Raw genomic sequence first — 21,049 nt, forward strand, 5'->3', positions numbered from 1 at the left:
GGGAGGGGTTGGTGGCCCGCCCCCGCAGCATTTCGATCAGAACTTGAACGTTGCGCCGGCGAGATAGGTCGCGCCGTACTGGTCGCGGATGTTGATCTCGTTCGGGTCGTTGTTCACGTACGACAGTGTCTTGGAATTGGTCAGGTTGTGGCCCTGAACATACAGCGACAGACCATTGAGCGGGCCGGATTTGAAATCATACCCGATCTGCGCATCCAGCGTCGATTGCGGCTTGGTCTGGTTGGCGGTCACCTGCGCGCTGAACAGCTGGTAATCACCCAGATATTGCCCGCGATGGGTGAACGAGGTGCGGGCGTTGAAGCCGTACTTTTCAAAGTAGAGCTGCGCCTGGAACACGCTCTTTGACAGACCTGGCAGTGTGATCGAGTTTCCGTTGGAAAACTTGATCTTGCTGGTGGTGTTGGCATAGTTGCCGATCACCCCGAACCCGTCGAGCGCCGGTGTCAACACCTTCAGCGGCAGCACGGCGCTGACTTCAAAGCCATAGACATCGCCCGACCCGTCGTTGATCGGCGCCGAAGCATAACCCAGCAGCGTGTAGGCCGGATTGTTCAACAGCCCCGGTGTGGTCACCAGCGCCTGGTAGGGGGTGAAATCGTAAGTGTAGGTGGTAGTCGATCCGGGGCCATCGCTGTTGATGTTGCCGTTGTTCAGCTTTTGGTTCTGGGTCGCGAAGTTGGTGATGTGTTTGTAATAGCCGGCGAGGGCGATCTTGCCCTGATCATGGGCAAAGTATTTTTCCACTGCCAGATCGACGTTATCCGCGAAGTACGGGCGGATATAGGGGTTGCCGCCGTTGCCCGACAGCAACGGTGTCTTGCCACCGATCTGCGGCACCGTGGTGCAGCCGTTGGCGCCGCACGAATTGACCGCGAATGAGGAGTTTTCGTTGTCAAGCTTTGCACGAGCAATGGTGCGGCTGGCACCAAAACGGATGAACGTCTTGGGCGCGACTTCAAACCGGGTGTTCAGGCTCGGCAGGAAATAGGTGTAGTTGGTGCTGGCATAGCTGGGCAGCGCGGTCGTCGCATTCAGCGCGATCGAACCGGTCGAACCCTGGTTGGTGTGGACAATCTGCACGCCAAAATTGCCGCGAATGCCGATGCCGCCCGATGTGCCATCAAAATTGATCTGGGCATAGCCGGTCAGCACGCGTTCCCGCACGGTCCAGTCACGCGCGCTGTTGTTGCTTTGCGACTGCGGTGCGGTGCGCAGCAGGTTTTGCGCGGCAATCGGGTTGACCGCGATGATGCTGGTCCCGGTCACGCCATAGGGTGTGACCGATCCGGTGATGATCGACTGCGGAATGGCGACGCTGTTGGGGCCGCCGCCCAGGCCCGGCCAGTCGCCGCAATTGCCGACCGAGCTGTACCCGGCGGCGCCTGGCAGACAGATGAAATAGCCCGAATAGTTCGACGTCTTCTTTTCATCGCTGAAATTGGCGCCCAGTTCCCAGCCCTTGAAAAAGCCATCGCCCAGGTGGCCCTGCAGTTCGGCGCGCAGGCCCTTGATCGTGTTGACAAAGTCGGGAACGTTGTTGAATCCGACCTGGCCCCAGCCTTGCGGGTCGGTCAGCGACACTTGCGCCGGATCGGCATAGTTGGCGCCGGCAATGTTGACGCCATAGCTGCCATCGGGCTGCCGCGTGATCGTCGCGGTGGCAGGGTTGGTGTTGTTCAGGTGCGAGATGCCGCCATAGATTTCATAGGTGTTGTCGTGGCGCGTGGCGCGCGAATAGTTGGCATCGACCACCAGCCGGATCGCATCGCTAACCTTGACCTTGGCGTTCCAGCCGATCGCGAGTGTCTTGGCATCCGACGTGTTGAGGTCGTTGCGCAGAACCGGATTGACCTTCCACTGTTCGGACTGGACATAGCCGTCGCTGGTCGCGGTTTCGGTGCCGGGGATCTGTGTGTCGTGGCTCCAGCTGGCCAGCGGCATTTCCCAGCCGCGCGAATATTCGCGGGTCTTGGATTGGCTGTACAGTGCATCGACCGCCATTTCGAACGCGTCGCTGGGGCGATAGACCACGTGGCCAAAGCCGGTCTGGCGATAGAGCACGTTGGTGTTGGCAAAGTTCTGGATATCCTGCGGGCCGATATTGCCCGCGGCGTCCTTGTTGCCCGGCCCGTAATAGTTGCCGTTGCCGCCGCCGGTTGCCCAGTGGTAATCCTGCGACGGGTCCTTGATTGCCGAAAAGCCCAGCGACACGCCGATGGTGTCATCGGCAAACTTGTTCACATAGACGGTGGAAACCTTGTAGCCCTTGTTCGACGATTCCGGGTTGAGCGAGGCATATTTGCCGATCGCACCCTGGACGTTCACGCTGAACGATTTCTTCGCCTTCAGCGGATCATAAGTCTGCAGGTTGACCGTACCGGCGAGGCCGGCGTTGAGCAGGTCGGCCGACGGCGTCTTGATGACGTCGATTTCCTGGAACAAGTCGCCCGGAAACTGGCCATAGTCAAAACGGCGGTTGTCATCGACAGTGGCGATCATCCGGCCGTTCAGCGTGGCGGTGGTGTAATCGGGGCCGAACCCGCGGATCGACAGATATTTGGCGCGACCGGCCGATTGCTGCACGGCCAGGCCAGGCAGGCGCGACAGCGCATCGCTGATCGATACGTCGGGCAATTTGCCGACGTCTTCGGCCGAGATCGCTTCAACCACCGAAACCGACATTTCCTTGATGCGGTTGGCGTTGGTGATCGACCGGGCATAGCCGCTGATGACGATCGCGTCGCCGTCTGTCACAGGCTTGGCATCGGTGGCGGGGGCGGCGGCCGGGGCGCCGGCCGTCTGCGCCATCGCCGGGGTGATTCCGGCCACGGCCATCAGCGCCACGCCGGTCTTCAGCAAAGTCTTGATCGACGCCGATGCGCGCGAGTTCTGGATCCGTTTCATATGTCATCCTCCCTGTGCCGGTGCGCTTGACGCATCTCGGTGTGCAAGCCTGACGCGACCGACGCAGCCCCCATGGCCATGCGTTTCAGCGCGTTTTCGTTGATGTGCTTTTGCGCCGGACCGGCCATGCGGGTAAAGAATGCGACATACGTATGTTAGACCGAGCTGCCAAAACGGGCGTGCCGGGGGTCATTTTCAATCCGCTTTGCGCAGCCGCGCGGTGGTGCTAAACAGGCAACAACACAACAAAAGACGGGGACAGGATCGTCGCGCAGGCATGAGCTTTAAGCCGACATCATTCGATATCGCCCAGCGCGCCGGGGTGTCGCAGCCGACTGTTTCGCGCGCGCTGCGCGGGCATCCGTCGGTCAGCGAAGGAACGCGGCTGCGAATCGAAGCGATCGCAGCGCAACTGAATTACGCGGTGGACCGGAATGCCTCACGCCTGCGGTCGCGCACCACCAACACATTGGCATTGCTGTTTTTTGAAGATCCGACGCCCGACGAATCGCATATCAATCCGTTTTTCCTGCCGATGCTGGGGTCGATCGCGCGCACGTGCGCGCGGCATGGCTATGACCTGCTGACATCGTTCCAGCAATTTTCGCGCAGCATGCATGTCGACTACGAATACAGCCGCAAGGCCGACGGCATTATGCTGCTGGGCTATGGCGATTACGAAACCTATCGCGAACGGTTGAACCAGCTGGAGGCCGAAGGGGCCCGTTACGTGCGCTGGGGATCGGTCAGCGCCGATGCACCCGGCATGACCATCGGCAGCGACAACCGGATGGGTGGTCTGCTGGCGGGGCAGCACCTGGTTTCGCAGGGGTATCGCCGCATCGCATTTCTGGGCGAAGCATCAAGCCATGCGCCAGAGGCCGAGGACAGGTGGCGCGGCGCCTGCGACGCCATGATTGCGGCCGGGATAACCCCCGATCCCGATCTGGTGGTCGGCGCGGTCACCACCGACGCGGCCGGCTATACCGCCGCGCGCGAATTGCTGGCGCGTGGCAAACCGTTCGACGCGGTGTTTGCCGCATGCGACCTGATCGCCATCGGCGCGATGCGCGCGTTTGAAGAAGCCGGGCTGTCAATTCCCGACGATATCGGCCTGGTCGGGTTCGATGACATTCCGCTGGCCGGATTTTCCCACCCGCCGCTGACCACCGTGGCGCAGGATGTCATCCGCGGTGGGGCGGCGATGGTGGAGGCGCTGATCGAACAGATCAACGGGCGCCCGATGGATGTGCGCATGCTGCCGCCACGACTGGTGGTGCGCCAATCGACCGCGCGGCCGGCGGGCGCTGGCTAAACCGGCGCGGGCTAAGGCACTGGCGTTGGCGAACTGCGCGCTCAGACAATGGCGCGGCCGCGTCCTTCCCAGAACGGGCGGCGCAGTTCGCGTTTCAGGATCTTGTTGGCGGGGGTGACCGGGAACGGTTCGGTACGTACATCGATCGACCGCGGCACTTTGTAACCGGCGATGCGGTTCCGCACATGGGCGATGATCGCATCGGTGGTGACCGATGCCCCGGCGCGCAGGCGGACCACGGCGTGGACCGCTTCGCCCCATTTGGCATCGGGAATGCCGAATACCGCCGCCTCTGACACGTCGGGGTGGCTGCACAGCGCGTTTTCCACTTCGGTGCTATAGACGTTTTCGCCGCCCGAAATGATCATGTCCTTCACCCGGTCAACCACATAGACCAACCCGTTCGCATCCATGTACCCGGCATCGCCGGTGTGCATCCAGCCGCCGCGCAGTGCTGCAGCGGTCTCTTCGGGGCGGCGCCAGTATCCGCGCATCATGGTTTCGGATCGCACGATCACTTCGCCCACTGCGCCGCGCGGCAGCGGCCGGTCATCGGCATCGACAATGGCGATTTCGACCCCGATCAGCGCCCGCCCGGCCGCACGATGCGCGCCGGCCGCGCGCCACGGCCCGATCAGATATTCATGCGGCAGCATCGCGCAGACCGGCGCCAGTTCGGTCATGCCATAGCATTGTACAAAGCGCGTGGCGGGAAACGCGGTCAGCGCGCGATCGAGCAACGCCTCGGTAATCGGCGCTGCGCCGTACAGAATGGTGCGGAACGCCGACAGATCAAATTCTGCAAACCGGGGGTGATCCAGCAGCATCTGCAGCACGGTCGGCACCAGCAGCGCTTCGGTCACGCGGTGCCGTTCGATCAGCGTCAGCGCGGCCTCCACCTCCAGCTGCGGCATCAGCACCAGCGTGCCGCCGCTGGACATGATCGACAGGCTGGGCCAGGTGCCGGCGGCGTGGAACATCGGCCCGTTGAGCAGGAATGTGCTGTCCGCGCCCAGCACGCCCTCGGCATGGCAGGCCAGCGCCTCTACCAGCACGTTGCGGTGGGTCATGATCGCGGCTTTTGACCGCCCGGTGGTGCCGCCGGTATAGGCCAGCTGAAACGCGTCATCGCCGCCACGCGGGACCGGTACGCCGGGCTGCGCGGCTGCGATCAGGTCCTCATAACACGCCAGGCCGTCCGGCCCTTCATCCAGCGCCAGCAGGGTCAGCCCTGGTCGGCCCTGCGCCAGCGCCTGCGCGGTGGCGACCATGGCGCGGTCGCACCACAGCACCAACGGTTCGCAATCCTGCAGGGCATCGGCCAGTTCCGCCAATGACCAGCGCCAGTTCAGTGCCACGACCACGCCGCCCGCCCAGGGGATGCCCGCCAGCAATTCGACATAACGGTCGCTGGTCAGCGCCAGCACCGCGACGCGATCACCCGCCTTTACGCCCAGCGCCGACAGCGCCGCGCCGGCGCGTGCGGCCCGGTCGGTGGTCTGTGCCCAGGTGCGTTCCACCGCGCCGAACACGGTCGATCGCCGCTGTCCGGCAACCTGCGCGGTGCGTGTGAGCATGGACGAGGTTCCCGACCATCCCGGTTTCTGGCCGTTCGTTTGGCCCGGCTTCTGGTGGATACTGGCCGCCGACATCAACCCCTCTTCCGGTTGCAACGAATTTGCCGGGGCTTTTGCCACTGGCGATTGGCGCCACCTGGCGATTGCGCCCCGGCAACCTTTTTGTGCTTTACGAAGGCGGTTTCAAGGTGAATGCAATTCAATTATGAGTCAACCTTGCCATGCTGGAGCCGCGTTAGCCAATGCCGCGCATATCACCTGTCAGGATGCAGGAACGCAGCCATTCAATCGTGGCCGCGGCGCTGGTGGTGTTTGGCGAGCGCGGCTTTGAAAAGGCGTCGATCGCCCAGATTGCTGCGCTGGCGGGCACCAGTGACGGGCTGATCTATCGCTATTTTACCGGCAAGCGCGAATTGCTGGCGGCGGCACTGGCGCATTTCTATGGCCAGACGCTGGAACTGGCCGAGCGCGAGATTGCCGCAGGGCAGGGGTTTGAGGGCAAGCTGCACGCGCTGATCCGATCGCATATCCGCGTGTTTGGCGAAAACACCGGCATTTGCCGGCTGTTCATCGCCGAAGTGCGCAACTTTGACGATTATGTCGGGTCCAGCCAGCAGGGCCTGAACCGCAAATACACCGCGCTGCTGATCCCCGTACTCGAAGCCGGGATGGATGAAGGGGTGATTTCGCACGAGATTGACCACCGGCTGGTGCGCGACATGGTGTTTGGCGGGATGGAACATGTGGCGTGGCGCCACATCGGTTCCGGGCTGACGATGAATGTCGACCGGCTGGCGCGGCTGGTCAGCCAGTTCGTGATCGGCGGGCTGAAGGCGTTATAATTTTTGGCTGCACTGACATGCAGTCAAACCTCCCGCCCCGCCTCGCGAGCCCGACCACCACAGCATGATGGTATCATTGGTGGTCGGCTCCTCAGCGAAAACGTCCCCCGGACATTTTCGTGCTCTTCGTCGCGGGAGGCGGGGCGGGAGGTTTGAGTCGCGCGCAGCGCGACCCCGCAGAATTTATCCGTCCGGGTCGAACCAGGCCGGGCGCGGAATGGTCCAGGTTTCGCCCCACAGCTGGCTGCCGCCGGCGACATGCAGCACTTCGCCCGTTACGTAACGGCCGGCATCACCGGCCAGATAGGCCACTGCTTCGGCCACATCCCAGGCGGTGCCGGCGCGCTTCATCGGGTTGGAATCCGGATAGTGCGCAATCACTTCGGGCGTATAGACCCGCCAGCCCGGCGTTTCGATTGTGCCGGGTGCGACGCAATTGATGCGGATGCCCAGCGGTGCCCATTCGACCGCCAGCGCCTGGCTGAGCCCGACCACGCCCGCGCGCGCGGCCACGCTGTGTGCCACGCCGTGCAGGCCCTGGCGCGTGACGACCACAATGTTGACGATCGATCCGCCCCGCGCGGCATCGCGCCACAGGCGGGCGGCGCCCTGCATCATGTGCCAGGTGCCGTTGAGATTGGTGTTGATCACCGTGTTCCAGCCTTTGGCCGAAAAATCGATCGCGGCCTGCGGAAATTGCCCGCCGGCGCTGTTGACCAGTATGTCGACGCCGCCGTCGTCGGCGATCTGCGCAAACAACGCGGCCACCGCATCGGGTTCGCGAATGTCGACCACGCGGCCCACGGCGGCAATGCCGCGTTCGGCCATCGCGGTGGTGGCCTGGTCCAGCTTTGCCGCGTCGCGCCCGGTCAGCACCAGGCGCGCGCCCAGCCGGCCCATCAGCCAGCCGGTCGCCCGGCCAAGCCCGCCGCCACCGCCCGATATCAGCACCGTTCGCCCGGCCAGCGATCCGGGCGCAAAGACCGTTGGATGATCGGCCAGCGCCGCGTCATCCAGGCCATAGGCGGGCGGCGGATCGTCACCCACGCGGCGCAATGCCGCGCAGCAGGTCTTCGGCGATGATCATTTTGCGCACTTCGGTCGTGCCGGCGCCGATTTCCAGCAGCTTGATCGATCGATAGAGCCGGTTGATTTCGGTTTCCCACATATAGCCGCTGCCGCCGTGGATCTGCACTGCGTTGTCCAGCACGCTGTGGCAGGCCTGCGCGGCGTACATCACCGACGCGGCGGTCTGTTTGTGCAATTCGCCGCGTCCGCCGCCGCCGACCTCCATGCGCGCGGCGCGCGCCAGCGTCTGATAGGTGAACGACCGCATGGTTTCGACCGCCACATACATGTCGGCCAGCATCGATTGCACCATCTGGAAATGGCCGATCGGCTGGCCGAATTGCACGCGCGTGCGGGCATAATCGATCGACAGATCGAGCGCGCGTTCGGCAATGCCCAGGCAGATCGGCGAAATCATCGCGCGTTCCAGATCGAGCCCGCCCATGACGATGCCCACCCCGGCATTTTCGGTGCCGAGCAGGTTTTCGGCCGGCACGCGGCATTCGTCAAACACCAGTTCGGCGGTCTGGCTGCCGCGATAGCCCATTTTAATCAGTTTTTGCGCGACGGCGAAACCGGGGCTGGTGGTTTCGACGATGAAGGCGGAAATGCCCTTGGCGCCCCGGTCCTTGTCGGTCTTGGCATAGACCAAAACCACATCGGCGACCGCGCCGTTGGTGATATAGATCTTTGATCCGTTCAGCACATAGTGATCACCATCACGCCGCGCGGTGGTGCGCATTGCGCCCAGCGCGTCAGACCCGGCGCCGGGCTCGGTCAGGCCCAGGCAGCCCACGGTGCGGCCAGCGCACAGATCGGGCAGGTATTTCGCGCGCTGTGCAGCGTTGCCGTTGCGAAAGATGTTGTTGGCGCACAAGTTGTCGTGCGCCACCCAGCTGAGCGCCAGCGCATGGTTCCAGCGCGCGAAGCCCTGCAGGACCAGCCCTGCGGCCAGCAGATCGAGCCCGGCGCCGCCAAATTCTTCATCGATGGTGATGCCCAACAGGCCGGCGTCGCCAAACGCGGGAAAGGCGCCCGCCGGCCACCATTCCTCCGCATCCATGCGCGGCGCCAGATCGTACAGGCGCTCACGGCCAAAACGGTCGGCGGTTTCGAGAATGGCCTGCTGTTGCTCGTCGAGTTCAAACCCGGACATACTCTTCCCTTTGCATCGTGCCGGCCACCTGCGAGGCGCCAACATGAATTCCTTTCGTTTTGTGATGTCGTGCCGCCCATGCGCCGGAACGTCAAGTGCCCCAAGGCCCGGTTTTCATCGTCTGCGTGCGGCCAGGAAAGCCAGCTGGCCCAATCGGGTTGACAAAAATGAATTTGGCTCATTTAAACGTGGCAAGAGATCGCCGGAGGCAACGATAATGGGCAGTTCCGAGCAGGTTGGGGGCAGTTTCGAGCAGACCGATGAAACGCACTATGGCGCGGTCCGGACGCGGCGGCGGGGCCATGTGCTGGAAATCACGATCGACCGGCCAGAGCGGCGCAACGCGATGAATGCCGATGTGTCGACCGGGATCGGCCAGGCGCTTGATGCGGCCGAGGCGACAGGCGATGTGCGCGCCGTGGTGCTGACTGGCGCCGGTGACCGCGCGTTCTGCGCGGGCGGAGACATGCAGGCCGATGCCAGCGGCACGCCGTTTACCATGAATGAGGCCGATCCGCGCAACCATGTCGCCACGCTGTTTCGCCGGATGGAAGCATGCCGCCTGCCGATCATTGCGCGGGTCAATGGCCATGCCCTGGCTGGCGGTTTCGGGCTGGTCTGCGCCTGCGACCTGGTGGTCGCGCGCGAAGACGCGCTGCTGGGCGTGTCGGAGGTAAAGATCGGCTTGTTCCCGATGATGATCCTGCCGTTTCTGTTGCGCACGGTGCCGGTGCGCACGATGATGGAAATGTGCCTGACCGGCGAACCGATTACGGCGGCAGAGGCGGCGCGCGACCGCATCGTCAACTATGCCGTGCCCGCCGACCAGCTTGACGCCAAGCTGGACTGGTTGCTCGGCCGGATCGTAGACAAATCCCCCACCGGCATCCGTCTGGGCAAACAGGCGCTGGGCCGCGTGCGCGAAATGACCACCAGCAATGCCATCGAATATGCGCAATTCATGCTGGCCAACCTGGCGCGCACCGCCGATGCGAAGGAAGGCTTTGCCGCGTTTCTGGCCAAACGACCGCCCGAATGGACCGGGAACTGACGGTCATGGCCAGGACGGTGCGGATCGGCTGCGGCGCCGGGTTCTGGGGCGATTCCCCCGATGGTCCGCGGCAATTGGTGCAGGGCGGTGGCATCGATTACCTAGTGATGGATTACCTGGCCGAAATCACCATGTCGATCCTGGCGCGTGCGCGGACAAAGCGCCCCGAACTGGGCTATGCCACCGATTTTGTCGATCTGGTGATGCGGCCGCTGCTGCGCGAAATCGCGCAGCAGGGCATCAAAGTGGTCACCAACGCCGGCGGGCTGAACCCGGCGGCCTGTGCTGCGGCGCTGCGCGAGGCCTGCGCGCGCGAAGGCGTGAGCCTGCGGATTGCCACGGTGCATGGCGATGATCTGGCCGACCGAGCCGGGGCCTGGCGCGCAGGCGGGGCGACCGAAATGTTCACCGGGCAACCGTTGCCGGACACGCTCACCAGCGCGAATGCCTATCTGGGCGCGCTGCCGATCGCGCGGGCGCTCGATGCGGGGGCGGATGTGGTGCTGACCGGGCGTTGCGTGGATTCGGCGCTGGTGCTGGGGCCGCTGATCCATGAATTCGGTTGGGCGGCGGACGATTATGACCGGCTGTCGGGGGGCAGCCTGGCCGGGCATCTGATCGAATGCGGATGCCAGGTCACCGGCGGGATCGTAACCGATTGGGGCACGGGCGCGGGCTGGGACGACATGGGTTTTCCGGTTGCCGAATGCGACGCCGATGGCACATGCGTGATCACCAAGCCGGCGGGCACTGGCGGCCGGGTCGATTGCGCCGGCGTGGCCGAACAGGCGGTGTATGAAGTGGGCGATCCGGCCGCCTATCTGCTGCCCGATGTGATCTGTGACTGGTCGGCGATCCGGCTGGCACAGGTCGGGCCAGACTGCGTGCGGGTGTCCGGCGCGAAAGGGCGCGCGCCCTGCACGCCGGCGGACCCGGCGCCGCGCTTCAAAGTGTGCGCGACCTGGCAGGATGGCTATCGCATGACCGGCACGATGACGATCATCGGCCGCGACGCGGTCGCGCGGGCGCAGGCCACCGGCAACGCTATTCTGGCCCGCGCCGGGCGGTTTATCGCGGCGGCAGGCGTGCCCCCCTTCACCGCAACCGCCGTTGAGGTGATCGGTTCCGACAGTCAGTATGGCCGCCATGCGCGGGGGCAGGCGGCGCGCGAGGTCGTGTTGTCGGTCGCCGCGCGCCACGCCTCTCGCCAGGCGCTGGAAATTCTGGCGCGTGAAATCTATCCCGCCGCGACTGCGATGGCGCAGGGTACGACCGGCTTTGCGGGGGGGCGGCCATCACCCCAACCGCTGGTCTGCGCCTTTTCACTACTGGTGCCGCAGGCCGACGTGCCGGTGTGGTTTGAACTGGATGGCGCGCGGCATGATCTTGCACCGGTGGCTCATGCCGCCGCTGGCCCGGTCGCGATGACTGTGGCGATGGCTGTTCCTGCGCTCGACTTGGCGATCGGTGAACAGGTCATGGTGCCGCTGATCGCCATCGCGTTTGGCCGATCGGGCGACAAAGGCGATTTGGCCAATGTGGGTGTGCTGGCGCGCGATCCGCGCTTTGTCGGGGCCATGCGGCGGGCGCTGACACCCGCGGCAATCGCCGACCGGCTCGACCATTTCGTCAAAGGTCCGATCGAAGTGTTTGAATGGCCCGGCCTTCACGGCTTTAACGTGGTGCTGCATCAGGCCTTGGGCGGCGGCGGCACGGCATCGCTGCGGCATGATCCGCAGGGCAAGGCGCTGGCGCAGATATTGATGGACATGCCGGTTGCCGTGCCCGCCACGTGGCTGAAAACCGGGCTTATCGCTGCGGAGTTTGACGCATGACCCGGCCCCCGTTTGCCCGCGTGCTGGTGGCCAATCGCGGCGAAATCGCCGTCCGGGTGATGCGCACGCTGCAATTGCGCGGGGTGTCGGCGGTGGCCGTCTATCACCGCGCCGACGCCGGTTCCCCGCATGTGGCGATGGCCGATCAGGCGGTCGAACTGGTCGGCAGCGGCCCGGTGGCGGCCTATCTCGACAGCGCGCAGATCATCGCGGCGGCGCTGGCGACGGGTGCCGAGGCGATCCATCCAGGATACGGCTTCCTGTCCGAAAATGCCGCCTTTGCGCAAAGTGTGGCCGATGCCGGACTGACCTTCATCGGCCCCGATGCGGCCACCATCGCGCTGATGGGGGACAAACTGTCCGCCCGCGCGTTTGCGCAGGCCCACGGCGTGCCGGTGGCACCATCGGTGGCGTTCGATGGTGATTTCGCCGCTTTTGAAACGGCCGTGGCCGCGGTCGGCTATCCCATGCTGATCAAGGCGGCGGCGGGCGGCGGTGGCAAGGGCATGTCCATTGTACGCGAAGCCGCGGCCTTGCGCGAAACCGTGCGCGTTGCCGCCAGCGAGGCCACCCGCTATTTTGGCGACGGGCGGGTCTATGCCGAAGTGCTGGTGGAACAGCCGCGGCATATCGAAGTGCAGGTGGTTGGCGATGGCGCGGGCGCCGCGCTGCATCTGTTCGAACGCGAATGTTCGGTGCAGCGCCGGTTTCAAAAGATCGTCGAGGAGGCGCCCGCCGCCAACCTGGCCGAAGACTTGCGTGCGGCGATGTGCGCCGATGCGGTGCGGCTGGCATCGGCTTCACGCTATCGCAATGTGGGCACGGTGGAATTCATCCTGGGCGCCGATGGCCGATACTTTTTCCTGGAAATGAACACGCGGCTGCAGGTCGAACATCCGGTTACCGAAATGATCACCGGGCTCGACCTCGTGTCGCTGCAGCTCGACATTGCGGCCGGGGCGGGGCTGCCGTTTGGGCAGGCCGATGTTGTGGCGACGGGGCACGCGATTGAATGCCGGATCTGTGCCGAGGCACCCGATCGCGGCTTTGTTCCCGCGACCGGCGCCATTCGCCATCTGACGGTCCCGCGCGCGCCGTGGCTGCGGTTTGAAAGCGCGCTGCGCGAAGGGCAGGCGGTGACCGCCGATTTTGATCCGATGCTGGCAAAGCTGGTGGTGCACGGTGCCACGCGGGCACAGGCGATTGATCGCGCCGGTGCGGCGCTGGCCGATCTGGCGGTGCTGGGGCTGGATACCAATGTGGATAGCCTGGCGCGGGTGATCGCGCATCCTGCCTTTACCGGCGGCGCACTGCACACCGGGTTTCTGACCGAGCACGCCGACGCACTGGCCGCGCCGGCGATGGATGATGCAGCCCAGGCAGCGTTCCTGATCGCCGCCGCGCTGGGCAACCATGATTTTCGCCAATTGGTAGACGCGGTGCCCGAACCCTATGCCTCGCTTGGCGGCTGGAGGAACTGACGATGATCCGGCTGATGATCGGGGGCAGTGAACACGCGGTCGAAATCATCGCACGCCGGCCGCAACTGGTGCTGTCGGTAGACGGGCAACACCATGTTGTCGAGGTCATCGCCGGTGCTGGCGATGGTATCCAGACGCTGCGGATCGATGGCCAGACCATGGCGTTTCGCCGCGCCGTGGCCGATGACGCGGTGTGGCTGCGGATCGCTGGCCGCACCGAAGCGGTCACGCCGATCGATCCGTTTGCGCGCGAACAAGACAAAGGCGCGGGCGGCGATGACGTGCGCGCGCCGATGCCGGGGCTGGTGGTCGATGTGCATGGCGCGGTGGGTGCGGCAGTGGCCCGGGGCGCGGCACTGATCACGATTGAAAGCATGAAATTGCAAACCGTGCTGTGCGCGCCGCGCGATGGCGTGATCGCCGCCGTAACCCGCCAGCCGGGCGACCTGTTCGCGCGCGACGATGTGCTGGTACGGCTGGAACCGGTGGTCGTGGGGGAATGATCTGATGCGCGTGATCCGTTCGACCATCGACACCGCCAGCGCGGCCTTTCGCCGCAACGATGCGCACAACCGCGCGTTGGTCGCCGACTTTCACGCTGCGCAGGACAAGGCGCGTCACCAGCGCCCGCAACGCGATCTCGACCGCCTGACGCGGCAGGGCAAACTGACCCCGCGTCAACGGCTTGACCTGCTGCTCGATCCGGCCACGCCGTTCCTTGAACTGTCATCGCTGGCGGCGTGCCATGCCTATGGCGGCGAAGCCCCGGGCGCGAGTTCGATCACCGGGATCGGCGTGGTGGCGGGGCGCGAAGTGCTGATCCGGGCCGATGATCCCACGGTGAAGGGCGGTGCGTGGTATCCGCTGACCATCAAGAAGATCGTGCGTGCGCTGGATATCGCGATCGAAAACCGGCTGCCGGTGGTGCATCTGTGCGATTCTGCCGGCGGATTCCTGCAACTGCAAAGCGCGGTGTTTCCCGACAAGTACATGGCCGGGCGGATCTTTCGCAACCAGTCGATCCTGTCAAAACTGGGTGTTCCGCAACTGTCGCTGGTGTTTGGCCATTGCACCGCGGGCGGCGCCTATATCCCGGCGCTGTCCGATTACAATGTCATCGTGCGTGGCACCGGCGCGGTGTTTCTGGGCGGGCCGCCGCTGGTCAAGGCGGCCACTGGCGAAGAGGTCAGTGTTGATGATCTGGGCGGGGCGGACATGCACACCAGCGTCAGCGGCACGTGTGATTATCCCGCCGCCGACGAACGCCAGGCGATCCTGATCGGGCGTGAGGTGGTCGCGCAATGGCAACGCCCCACGCCGTGGGCGGCACAACGGCCAGACCCCGATCCGCCGCTGTACGATCCGGCCGAAATCTATGGCATCCTGCCCCACGACATCAAACAGCAGTTCGACATGCGCGAAGTGATCGCGCGGCTGGTCGATGGCAGTCGGTTTCATGAATATCAGCCCGCCTATGGCCCGACCCTGTTGTGCGGTTTTGCCGATATCTGGGGCTATAAAGTCGGGATTCTGGCCAACAACGGCGTGCTGTTCAACGAATCCGCGCTGAAGGGCGCGCATTTCATCGAACTGTGCAACCAGAACAACACCCCGCTGGTGTTTCTGCAAAACATCACCGGCTATATGATCGGGCAGGATTATGAACGGCGCGGCATTTCCAAGGATGGCGCCAAGATGATCATGGCGCTCAGCTGTTCGCATGTCCCCAAATTCACCGTGATGTGCAACGGATCGTTCGGCGCCGGCAATTACGGCATGTGCGGCCGGGCGTTTGACGGCCGGTTCCTGTTTACCTGGCCCAACCACCAGATCGGCGTGATGGGCGGGGATCAGGCAGCAGATACGCTGGTGGATGTAAAGGCGCGGGCCATGCGCCAGACCGGCGCACCGGTCGATGATGCGGTGCTGGAACAGTTGCGCCGCCAGACGCGGGCGGGCTTTGATGAACAGATCAGCGCGCGCTATTCGACATCGGAAGTGTGGGACGATGGCATCATCGATCCGGTCGACACGCGCAATGCACTGGGCATGGCGATCGCGGTTTCGCTCAACGCCCCGTTGGGACAGCCGGGTTACGGGGTGTTCCGGTTCTGATCGGGGTTCAATCGTCGGCAGGGTTCAGTGTCGTCAGCCCGCAACGTTCAAGAAAGTCGAAAATTCCGTCGTAAAAACCGGGGCACCGGGTCGGGTCGCGGTCATCGCCCGTCGGCACAAAGATCACCATGCCTTGCCGCGCGCGGGTCAGCACCACCCGGTAGGCGTTTTTCAAATAGAGCCGCAGGAAACGGTCGTTGACCGATTGCCACTTTGTGCCCTTGAACTTGTATGGTCGCCAGCCGGCGCCATCATGGCGCATGTCGGCATCCCAGCAGACACCGGCCCAGTCCAGTTCCAGGCCCTGCACGTCGAACTCGCTGGCCACGTCTTCCATATAAAACGACGATCGCACATCATCGCGGGCGTTCAGGAACCAGTTGGGCGGCTCGATCGCCGCCTTCACGATCAGCCCTTCTGCCTTCAGCCGCATGGCGCCCGACGATGCCACCAGGCCATAGCGTTCCGACCCGCGCGCCCTGGCCCGCAGCCACGCCCGCGCTGAATCCAGATCGCGGGTCAGCACGATGGGATAGAGGTCCAGTCCGACCAGGGCCGCCCGCGCGGCGGCGGCGTCACCATCGACCACGTGCGAAATAAAGCCCGACAGCGTTTCTGCGCGAAACGATCGCATTGACACGCCCAGATGCAAATCCGGGCTGAGCGCGACGCGCGGGCTGGTCAGAAAGCTTTGTGCGTGCTGATTGAGGTCATAATCCGGGTGGTCGATGCGATCCGATGTATAGACGTGCCAGTGCGGAAAGCGGGCGTTGAGCGCGGCCATCCACTCGCTCAGCCCGGCTTCGCCATCGTTGATTTCCTGCCCGCCGCCAATCAGGCAGATGATGGTGCACCAATCGGTGTGCCGGTCCATCACCCCCAGCAGGAATTCGGGTTCTGACAGGTCGAAATCCGCGATGCCGCGCTTTTGCCGCATAAACATCCCGGCCTTGCGCCGGTTCCAGGCGCGCTGTGCCTCGTCAAAGATCACCACATGGTCGGACGGCGCCGCGCGGGAATGGACATATTCATCCCGGAAATGATGGATGTTCTGGATGAAGGCGCGCACATGGCGCTCTGCCGCCGAGCGTTGTCCGCCGGTGCGCGCGCGGTGATCACGCACCAGCGCTTCGCGCAGCACATCCACCAGCGGGCCATTGCCCGACAGGAAGGTGGCGTGTTCATCGTTTTCGCCGGCGCTGCGCCGGGTGGCGATATTCAGCCCGGCCAGCGTCTTGCCGGCACCGGGCACGCCGGTGATAAAGCAGATCGCCTTTTGACCGCCGTTGCGGCTGGCCTCGATTGCGCGGCTGACGGCGGCTTCGGTACGGGTCAGGTTGATGGCGCCGGCGTCGCTGCGGGTGATGTCTTCGACATTGTGGCGGGCATAGAGCGCGGTCGCCGCCTGGATGATCGTGGGGGTCGGGCGATAGCCGCTGGCCTGCCACGCTGCCGCATCGAAACCCGGTGCGGCATGGTCTGCGGCGATCAGGCGGATGACCTTGCCCAGATCCTGCGGGCACAGCAGGAACGGCCGCGCGACATGGTCAAACGCCAGCTCGAACTGGATGTCGCGCGATTCACGTGCCTCGGTCGGCACCAGGATCGGAAAGATCGCCAGGTCGTGGCTGCCTTCGTGAAAGTTTTTCAGGTCGAGCGCATAGTCCTCGACTTGTTCGATAGCGGCGGCGTCATAGCGCGATTGGCCGTCCTTGAATTCCAACACAAAGATCGCCTTGCCGATAATCACCACCGCGTCGGCGCGCTTGCCCATCCGCGGGATCGCGAATTCAAAATACAGGGTGAAAACCGCGATGTCGGCCAGCGCGGCGCGCATCAGGTCGATCTGTTTCAGCCAGGCCTGTTTCTGCCCGGCCTCGACATCGAAATGGTGCCAGCGGGTCAATTCACCCAGAATATGCGAGGGGCTATCCGTATGGAACTGCTCACGGTCGGCTGAGTAATAGGCGCGCATCCAACCCCCTGTTGGTGGATGCATACCAGGTTTTTATCCAGGCGACGATATGGGCTGGGGCAGATCGCGCAGGGCGACTGTCAGGTGCACTTTCAGCGGTTCGGCCGGGTCGGCATTGGCAATCCCGCGCAGGCGATCGAGCGGGGCGTGAACATAATCGCCCGCGCCAACCGCAAAACTGTGCGTTCCCACCGTCATCACGCCGTGACCGGCGATGATGTAATAATATTCGTCATAGGCCCCGGTGCCGTTGCGATCATCGGCGTAATGGGTGTGGAGGCCCTCAGCCGCGCCAGGCGGGATTTCCAGGATCAAAAAGCGCGGAATGGCGGCATCGCCGTGAAAGCGGAAATGGCGCAGTGTGACCGCGCCGGGGCCGTCGCGCATGTGCACGATCGTTTCACGGTGATCGCGCTCATTCTGCACGGGCGGGCCGGCGGTCGACATCATCAGGCTCCCTCGCTGTGCCCGGTGGCATGACCGATAATGGCCCCACGCCACGGTGATCGCAAGCGCGGACCGCCACGTTCGTATTGCGCGCCACAATGCGGTTGCGCCGGGCCGCAAATCGCCGCACGACGGTGCCCGTACACGCGGATGTCGCCCCCGATCAGGGCAATATTGCCGACACTGAAGGGGGATTGGCAATGCTTAATGGAACGCTGTGCCAGGCGGATTTCTACAAGCTTCGCAAATCAGACCAGAACGGCTTTCGCAAGGTGCGGGTGGTCACCGTGCCGAAGGATACCCTGCTGTTCAAAATGACCAAGGGCGCCGCCGCGGCCGGGCAATATGGGGTGACCCCGTGGTGGTCTGCGGTCACGCCGTTTCTCGACGACAAAGAGGGCGCGCTGGGGCGTTTTCAGCAGGCCAAGGCCAATGGCATCAGCATGACCGCGATGGTGCGCTTCATGTCGTGCGTGTGTCTCGACTGGAACGATCTGGACAATTACGTGCAGGTGAGGCTGAAGGTGGATGCCCGCATTTTCTGGGGCACGTTCAATCCCATGCCGAAATTCAGCCAGGAACTGTGGAAAGCCGATTGGAACAATCCCAACGTGGAAGGTTCGGGCGCAAAGGCGCTGGCCAAAGTAAAGCTGATGAAATTTAAGGAACAGCAGGCGGGCTTTACCGTGCCTGACACCCTGGGCGGGCCAGAGGCCTGGCAGATGTATATTCCCAACCTGACGGATGAACACATCGAACGCTGCGGGGTCATTTCCGGCCACGACATGGGCGCGCTGGGAATGGCGCTCGGGTTCTGAACGGCGGCTGCAAACGGCGCATCCCGGCGCACGAAATCAGCGACGATACTGTTGGGGAATGGTGGACACACTTGGGTTCGAACCAAGGACCCGCTGATTAAGAGCTAAAATCAGAGGGTCCTAGCCCATCCGCATGGGTCCAAAAATGGCGGAAATCTGCCATTTCATGTCCATATAGTTCTTGAAATGTTCACGTGTATCCAGTACCAAAAGCTACCTAAGGTAGCAGGTACAAATGGCGAACAAAGTTGGATTGACGGATGCGCGGATCGCGGGTTTGAAGGCCCCCGCGTCAGGACAAATTGAGCTCGCAGACGGCCTCGTCGCCGGTCTTCGACTGCGTATCGGCGCAAGCGGCAGCAAGACATACATTTTACGTAAGCGCATTCAGGGGAAATGGCTGAACGTCACGATCGGGCGACATAGCCCGAGCTTCACCCTTGCCAATGCTCGTCGCAAGGCACGCGATCTTCTCGTCGATGTTGAGCAAGGCAAAAATATTGCCAGGAAGCCAGGCGCGAAGCGGAAAGGTTCCAAAGGCGTCGGGACGGTTGCCGAGCTATACGAGGTTTACTTGTCCCAGCAGATCGAGGGTAAAAAGCGCAGCGCCAAGGAATTCGACCGGGTGTTCCGGAAATACATCGAGCCCGAGCTGGGCGACCGCCTCGCCGATTCCATAAGCCGGAGCGACGTGAGCCGGTTCGTTGAGAAGATCGCATTCGAGCGTGGCAAAGAAACACTGACGATGGCGCGCATCGTTTATCGTCATCTCTCGACGTTTTACACTTGGGCACTCACCAGGCTCGAGAACCTGCCGTCCAATCCGTGCCGGGATGCGTGGCGGCCGAAACGCAGCGAGCCTCGGGATCGCGTGCTGAGCGATCGAGAACTTGCAGCACTATGGCAAGCCGCTGTCGAGGACGGCTATCCATTCGGGCATCTTGTGCAAATGCTGGTCCTTACAGCCCAACGCAGGGGAGAAGTGCTCGAGGCGGCCTGCGATGAGTTCGACTTCAAAGGGAAGGTTTGGACGGTGCCAGGTGGCAGAGCGAAAAATAGCAAGGCGAATGTTGTGCCAATGTCTGCGCAGTCCCTTGCTGTCGTCACCGAGATTTTCGCTGCCGCAGGGATCGCTCCTGATGACGCACACAAGCAGTCGCAAATTCTGTTGGCATCCAAGGTAACCAACACGAATAGCGTCAGTGGGCTGTCGAAAGCGTGGAAGCGTATCAGGGCGAACGTGGACGAGAAGCTCGGCTATGAAGCCGGGCATTTCACAATGCATGATATTCGCCGGACTGTCGCAACCGGACTGCAGAGGCTTGGAATACCTTTGGTTGTTTCGGAAGCTGTCCTCAACCATCAGTCGGGGTCAGCGATGGCTGGTGTTGCCGGTGTTTATCATCGGCATCAGTACACCAACGAAAAGCGCGAGGCGCTTGCGCTGTGGGGCAGGGAGGTTCTCCAAATCGTCGCGAAATATCCGCCGCAGGAGAATCAGGAAGGATGACTTTCTGCGCCAATCCAGTCGGCACGCAGGCGATCCATGCCTGAAATGGCACCTTCAACGATCACCTTCGAGCCAATGAGATTGTCACCAAGTTTTTCGCTGTCTACGATCGAGATCTCGTTGGTCGTCGTTGTCAGGATGACCCCCCGCCTGCCGCGGCTAAGCACTCCTGAAACGCGTATTCGCGCGGAACTCACAATGAACACCTACTCGAAAACGCCAACCAATCATGGCCGGGTCCTCGCGCGGCAAACACCGTAGCCAGATTGCTTCGTCAGGATATGTCGCGCACAGCCTTGAAGCGGCGCTGTGGTGTGTCGGGCGGACGGACAGCTTCCGCGACGCCGTGTTGCTGGCCGCAAATCTTGGCGATGGTGCCGATACCACAGCCGCGATCGCCGGGCAGTTGGCCGGGGCGGTCTATGGGGCAGGATGCATACCAAAGGTTTGGAAGGACAAGGTCGCCTGGGGAGAGCGGATCACGAACGCGACGGTGGCACTGTTCGAGGCATCATGAACCGACTTGGCGTCAAACGACCCTGGGCATCCTCAGCCCTATCGACTTTGAACGTCAAGCTGGGGTATTCTCTTTCAGCTCGTCTCAGCGTCCGTCAAACCGGCAGCAGCTCATTTCTCTTCAAATCACAACCTCAAATCTGTGCCGTTGATGCTTGCGGGGGACATAGGGGCGCCGACAACCGGCGCCTCCTTTGGCATGATTAACCTGCCAGTTCGTGAGCAGCCGCCGGCTGGAACGCATTGGGTGCGCTGCGCAGCAGTTTGCCCGGCAGGGCGCCGGTGGCGATGCCGTTTTCGAACGTCACCTCACCGCTGACGATGGTCATCTTGTACCCGGTCGCGGTTTGCAGCAGGCGCATACCGCCCGCGGGCAGATCGGCGACCATTTTGGGGCGCGAACTGTTGATCTTTGCAT

Annotated in this window: 17 protein-coding genes, 1 tRNA gene and 1 pseudogene; 10 read left to right on the forward strand and 9 right to left on the reverse strand. The window is 63.3% G+C overall.

Going from position 1 to position 21,049, the window contains the following annotated elements; genetic code table 11:
• Positions 1-36: 36 nt before the first annotated feature.
• Entirely contained in the window at positions 37-2,925 is a 2,889-nt protein-coding gene (locus ABWP89_RS09195) for a TonB-dependent receptor (protein WP_353228787.1), read from the reverse strand.
• Between the two features lie 277 nt (positions 2,926-3,202).
• Here ABWP89_RS09195 and ABWP89_RS09200 point away from each other — a divergent pair, with 277 nt between their 5' ends.
• Entirely contained in the window at positions 3,203-4,240 is a 1,038-nt protein-coding gene (locus ABWP89_RS09200) for a LacI family DNA-binding transcriptional regulator (protein WP_353228788.1), read from the forward strand.
• Between the two features lie 41 nt (positions 4,241-4,281).
• Here the strand turns inward: ABWP89_RS09200 and ABWP89_RS09205 are convergent, their stop codons facing one another.
• Entirely contained in the window at positions 4,282-5,817 is a 1,536-nt protein-coding gene (locus ABWP89_RS09205) for an AMP-binding protein (RefSeq protein ID WP_353228789.1), read from the reverse strand.
• 266 nt (positions 5,818-6,083) lie between these two features.
• Here ABWP89_RS09205 and ABWP89_RS09210 point away from each other — a divergent pair, with 266 nt between their 5' ends.
• Complete coding sequence (locus ABWP89_RS09210; protein WP_353228791.1) at positions 6,084-6,659, forward strand: TetR/AcrR family transcriptional regulator; 576 nt, start codon at positions 6,084-6,086, stop codon at positions 6,657-6,659.
• A 183-nt stretch (positions 6,660-6,842) separates the two neighbouring features.
• Here the strand turns inward: ABWP89_RS09210 and ABWP89_RS09215 are convergent, their stop codons facing one another.
• Together ABWP89_RS09215 and ABWP89_RS09220 are read right to left on the reverse strand one after the other, a co-directional pair.
• A complete protein-coding gene (locus tag ABWP89_RS09215; protein WP_353228792.1) occupies positions 6,843-7,706 on the reverse strand; it encodes an SDR family NAD(P)-dependent oxidoreductase in 864 nt (287 codons plus the stop codon).
• Positions 7,699-8,883: an acyl-CoA dehydrogenase family protein gene (locus ABWP89_RS09220; protein ID WP_353228793.1), complete on the reverse strand. Its 1,185-nt coding sequence runs from the start codon at positions 8,881-8,883 to the stop codon at positions 7,699-7,701. Before ABWP89_RS09220 ends, ABWP89_RS09215 begins: the two co-directional genes overlap by 8 nt.
• A gap of 217 nt (positions 8,884-9,100) precedes the next feature.
• Between ABWP89_RS09220 and ABWP89_RS09225 the strand changes: the two genes are divergently transcribed.
• The 5 genes from ABWP89_RS09225 to ABWP89_RS09245 are packed head-to-tail and all read left to right on the forward strand — an operon-like array spanning position 9,101 to position 15,365.
• Positions 9,101-9,934, forward strand: coding sequence for an enoyl-CoA hydratase-related protein (locus tag ABWP89_RS09225; protein WP_353228795.1), 834 nt, complete (start codon positions 9,101-9,103; stop codon positions 9,932-9,934).
• Positions 9,919-11,769: an acyclic terpene utilization AtuA family protein gene (locus ABWP89_RS09230; protein WP_353228796.1), complete on the forward strand. Its 1,851-nt coding sequence runs from the start codon at positions 9,919-9,921 to the stop codon at positions 11,767-11,769. Before ABWP89_RS09225 ends, ABWP89_RS09230 begins: the two co-directional genes overlap by 16 nt.
• Positions 11,766-13,250, forward strand: a complete 1,485-nt coding sequence (locus ABWP89_RS09235; protein ID WP_353228798.1) for an acetyl-CoA carboxylase biotin carboxylase subunit — start codon at positions 11,766-11,768, stop codon at positions 13,248-13,250. Before ABWP89_RS09230 ends, ABWP89_RS09235 begins: the two co-directional genes overlap by 4 nt.
• A 2-nt stretch (positions 13,251-13,252) precedes the next feature.
• A complete protein-coding gene (locus ABWP89_RS09240; protein ID WP_353228800.1) occupies positions 13,253-13,753 on the forward strand; it encodes an acyl-CoA carboxylase biotin carboxyl carrier protein subunit in 501 nt (166 codons plus the stop codon).
• Between the two features lie 4 nt (positions 13,754-13,757).
• Entirely contained in the window at positions 13,758-15,365 is a 1,608-nt protein-coding gene (locus tag ABWP89_RS09245; RefSeq protein ID WP_353228801.1) for an acyl-CoA carboxylase subunit beta, read from the forward strand.
• Positions 15,366-15,372: 7 nt separating this feature from the next.
• Here the strand turns inward: ABWP89_RS09245 and ABWP89_RS09250 are convergent, their stop codons facing one another.
• Positions 15,373-17,340: a DUF2075 domain-containing protein gene (locus ABWP89_RS09250; protein WP_353228802.1), complete on the reverse strand. Its 1,968-nt coding sequence runs from the start codon at positions 17,338-17,340 to the stop codon at positions 15,373-15,375.
• Between the two features lie 33 nt (positions 17,341-17,373).
• The gene (locus ABWP89_RS09255) at positions 17,374-17,790 is read right to left on the reverse strand and encodes a cupin domain-containing protein (protein WP_353228803.1); all 417 of its coding nucleotides are present in this window, start codon (positions 17,788-17,790) and stop codon (positions 17,374-17,376) included.
• A gap of 197 nt (positions 17,791-17,987) precedes the next feature.
• Here ABWP89_RS09255 and ABWP89_RS09260 point away from each other — a divergent pair, with 197 nt between their 5' ends.
• A complete protein-coding gene (locus ABWP89_RS09260) occupies positions 17,988-18,605 on the forward strand; it encodes a hypothetical protein (protein WP_353228804.1) in 618 nt (205 codons plus the stop codon).
• A 59-nt stretch (positions 18,606-18,664) separates the two neighbouring features.
• Here ABWP89_RS09260 and ABWP89_RS09265 read toward each other — a convergent pair.
• A tRNA-OTHER gene (locus ABWP89_RS09265) sits at positions 18,665-18,746 on the reverse strand.
• 94 nt (positions 18,747-18,840) lie between these two features.
• Here ABWP89_RS09265 and ABWP89_RS09270 point away from each other — a divergent pair.
• Positions 18,841-20,115 carry a tyrosine-type recombinase/integrase gene (locus tag ABWP89_RS09270; RefSeq protein ID WP_353228806.1) on the forward strand — a complete coding sequence of 425 codons (1,275 nt, stop codon included), beginning with the start codon at positions 18,841-18,843 and terminating at the stop codon, positions 20,113-20,115.
• Here ABWP89_RS09270 and ABWP89_RS09275 read toward each other — a convergent pair.
• On the reverse strand, positions 20,103-20,321 hold the full coding sequence (locus tag ABWP89_RS09275; RefSeq protein WP_353228808.1) for a DUF5818 domain-containing protein: 219 nt from the start codon (positions 20,319-20,321) through the stop codon (positions 20,103-20,105). The two genes, ABWP89_RS09270 and ABWP89_RS09275, sit on opposite strands and share 13 nt — an antisense overlap.
• A gap of 23 nt (positions 20,322-20,344) precedes the next feature.
• Between ABWP89_RS09275 and ABWP89_RS09280 the strand changes: the two genes are divergently transcribed.
• Complete coding sequence (locus ABWP89_RS09280) at positions 20,345-20,632, forward strand: ADP-ribosylglycohydrolase family protein (RefSeq protein WP_353228810.1); 288 nt, start codon at positions 20,345-20,347, stop codon at positions 20,630-20,632.
• A gap of 202 nt (positions 20,633-20,834) precedes the next feature.
• Here the strand turns inward: ABWP89_RS09280 and ABWP89_RS09285 are convergent.
• Positions 20,835-21,049, reverse strand: a pseudogene (locus tag ABWP89_RS09285) (D-aminoacylase); the annotation flags it as partial.

It is taken from the genome of Novosphingobium sp. (assembly GCF_040398825.1).
Classification (GTDB): Bacteria; Pseudomonadota; Alphaproteobacteria; order Sphingomonadales; family Sphingomonadaceae; genus Novosphingobium.